Annotated in this window: 2 protein-coding genes; both read left to right on the plus strand. The window is 37.8% G+C overall.

The window, feature by feature from the left end:
• A partial coding sequence (locus ACNQGX_RS18135) for a gliding motility-associated C-terminal domain-containing protein (protein WP_417978690.1) occupies positions 1 to 2,914 on the plus strand: 2,914 nt, incomplete at its 5' end.
• A gap of 54 nt (positions 2,915 to 2,968) precedes the next feature.
• Entirely contained in the window at positions 2,969 to 3,880 is a 912-nt protein-coding gene (locus tag ACNQGX_RS18140; protein ID WP_417978692.1) for a PorP/SprF family type IX secretion system membrane protein, read from the plus strand.
• Positions 3,881 to 3,892 lie beyond the last annotated feature (12 nt).

Raw genomic sequence — 3,892 nt, forward strand, 5'->3', positions numbered from 1 at the left:
ATTGTTTGTTGCGGGAAGTTGTGCCAATACAGGAACGTACACCAACACTTGGGTTGCCAATGATGTATGCTCGAATACCAGTGCTACTTTCACTCAGGTGATCACCATCGAAGACACGACGGCACCAGTGATCACAACTTGTGCTAACAATAAAACTATTGCTTCAAATTCAAGTTGCACTGCATTAGTTCCAGATTTTACTGCAGACATTGCAGCAAGTGATAATTGTACTTTAACTAGTTCTTTAATAATAACACAAGTTCCTACGGTAGGTACTGTAGTTGGATCTGGATCAACATCTGTTACAATCTCTGTTAAAGACGCTTGTGGAAATGAAAATACTTGTTTGGTTAATTTAATCGTAACAAACTTTATTGTTGCAAATGACGATTCTGGAACTCCAATTAATAGTTTTACAGGAGGTACAGCACTGATAGATGTATTGGCTAATGATAAATTAAATTGTAATACGGTTAATCTAGCAGATGTTATTTTAAGGTTTGTAAGTTCTACAAATACTGGAATAACTTTAAGTGGCTCGGATGTGATTGTTGCTTCGGGAACACCTACAGGTATGTATACTTTAGTTTATTCTATCTGTGAGAAATTAAATCCAAGTAATTGTGATACAGCTTCAGTTAGTTTTACAGTAACTGCCCCAGTTATCGATGCCAAAGAAGAAAGTACAGTAACAATCAACGGAAACGCAGGAGGTACAACACCATCATTAACGGATAACGACAAGTTGAATGGAAATCCAGTTGTCATCGGAACAAATCCTGGAGAAGTAACTTTGACAGGAGTAACAGTGCCAACAGGATTGACATTAAATCCAGACGGAACAGTAACCGTACTTCCAAATACACCAGCGGGAAGTTATGGTGTAGCATACAAAATCTGCGAAGTGACGAATCCGACAAACTGTGCCACGGTTCTTTCAAAAGTTGTGGTAGAAAAAGCTGCGATTGATGCTATCACCGAAACGACTGATCCAATCAACGGAAACACAGGAGGTACAACACCATCATTAACGGATAACGACAAATTAAATGGAAATACGGTTGTCATCGGAACAAATCCTGGCGAAGTAGCTTTGACAGGAGTAACGGTTCCGGCAGGATTGACATTAAATACAAACGGAACAGTAACTGTAGCTCCAAATACACCAGCAGGAAGTTATGATGTAGCATACAAAATCTGTGAGGTAACGAATCCAACAAACTGTGCCATGGTTTTTTCAAAAATTGTGGTAAATGCGGCTACAATCCAGGCGATTGACGATGCGATGACAGGCGGAAACGGAACAACGGGAACACCAAACGCAGGTAACGTATTGGATGGTAACCCAACCAGTCCAGACACTTTAAACGGTACAGCAGTGGTTATCGGATTAGTGAACTTAACGATAACAACACCGGCTACTCCGGCAACAGCGGGAGCACCAGTGCCAAGTATTGATGTGGCGTCAGGAATTGTAACAGTACCGGCTAACACACCAGCGGGAACGTATATTATCGTTTACAACTTATGCGAAAAATTAAACCCAACGAATTGTGACTCGGCAACGGTAACTGTAAATGTTGTTGATACAACACCTCCTGTAATGACAGATGCGGCTAATCTTGCCGTACAATGTGATGATAATGGTAATAACGAAGCTTTACAAGCTTGGTTAGATTCTCATGGTGGAGCTACAGCTACAGATACTTCTTCGGAGGTAACTTGGTCTAACAACTATAATGGATTAAGCGATGGTTGTGGTGGTACCGGAAGTGCTACGGTAGTATTTACAGTTACTGATAACTCTGGTAACGCTTCAATATCTACTGCTACATTCGCTATAGAAGATACTACATTGCCAACATTCAATGAAAGCGCACCAGCCAATACTATTGCATCTTGTGATACTATTCCTGTTGCTGCTGTATTAACTGCAACCGACAATTGTGGAACTGCGACTGTTACTATGACACAAACTATTTTAGCAGGAAACTGTCCTTCTAACTATACAATAGTAAGAACTTGGATTGCTACCGATACTTGTGGAAATAATAGTGCCCCTATAACACAAAACATAGTAGTTAGTGATGTAAACGGACCAACTTTGGTAACAGAACTTGAATCTAACGTACAAGTAGTATGTAACGAAATACCTGCTGTACCTACATTACAATTTACAGATAATTGTTCAGCAGTTGGGACACCTGTATTTACAGAAACTCAATCAGCTCTAGTAAATGGTATCTATGATATCACCAGAACTTGGACTGTATCTGATGCTTGTGGAAATAGATCAACTTTCATTCAGGTTTTACACGTAACTCAAGTAATTGAAGTAACAGAGGTTCCTAAATCTAGTTGTACTACTGTAGATTTATCTTATGATTTGCGTTCTTTGTTACCAAATCCTGATGATGTGCCTACAGATGCCATTTGGACAAATGTAGATAGTGCTATCGGATTTACCGGAACCTCATTCAATGCCTTTGGAAATCAAGCAGGTGTGTATACATTCTCTTATACAATTAAAACTGGTGCATGCCCTAGAAGAATTGAAATCAAAATGACTGTTGATACTAATTGTGAAGTACTATCATGTGAAAGCATCGTAATACACAATGCGTTCACTCCTAATGGTGATGGATTCAATCAATTCTTTAATATTGAAAACATTGACAATATTGAATGTTATCCGACAAATAAAGTTGAAATTTACAACCGTTGGGGAGTTTTGGTATATGAAACTAATAACTATGATAACAGTTCTAGACGATTTGAAGGTATCTCCGAAGGAAGAGTAACTATAAACAAATCTAAAGAATTGCCAACAGGAACGTATTACTACATTATCCAGTATACAACAACCTATAAACAAACTGTGAATAAAGCCGGATATTTATACCTTTCTAGATAAAAAAACCTACTAATTCCTGAGGGTTGCAAAACCCTCAGGTTCAAAATAGAAAATATGAGCACAAAAATTTTAATTTTCGCTTTGATGTTAACCTGTTACACTGGATTTGCACAGCAAGATGCGCAGTTTACGCAATACATGCACAATACCATCACTATTAATCCTGCATATGCTGGTTCAAGAGGGGTTATGAGTATTTTTGGGCTATACCGTACCCAATGGGTTGGACTGGATGGAGCTCCGGAGACAAGTACTTTTTCATTAAACACCCCATTAAATAATAGTAATTTAGGATTAGGAGTTTCGTTAATAAATGATAAAATCGGTCCTACCAATGAAAATACCTTATCGGCAGATTTGTCTTATTCTGTTCCCACATCTGAGGCCTTCAAACTTTCTTTTGGTATCAAGGCAACAGCCAATTTATTTAATCTGGATGTTAATAAATTAAATCCAGAAGATCAGGATGACCCAAATCTTCAAAATTTCAACAGTAAATTTTCGCCTAACATCGGAGCAGGAGTTTATTGGCATTCTGATAAAGCCTACATAGGTTTATCGGTGCCAAATTTCATCGAAACCAATCGTTATGATAATAATGAAGTTGCGGTATTCAAAGACAAAATAAACTATTATTTAATGGCAGGTTATGTATTTGATCTGGATTCTTACATAAAATTCAAACCAGCGATACTGACCAAAATGGTTCAAGGTTCGCCTTTGCAAGTAGATGTTTCAACTAATTTTATGTTTAATGACAAGTTTGTAGTTGGAGTTGCTTACCGATGGAGTGCTGCATTAAGTGCTATGGTTGGATTTCAAATAACCGATGGTTTATATGTTGGTTATGGATACGACCGAGAAACAACCAATTTAAGGAACTATAATTCAGGATCACATGAAATATTCCTGCGTTTCGAATTGTTTAATAATTACAGCCGAATAACTTCACCTAGATTCTTTTAAGGATTCCAATTA

Source organism: Flavobacterium glycogeni (genome assembly GCF_048286775.1).
Classification (GTDB): Bacteria; Bacteroidota; Bacteroidia; order Flavobacteriales; family Flavobacteriaceae; genus Flavobacterium.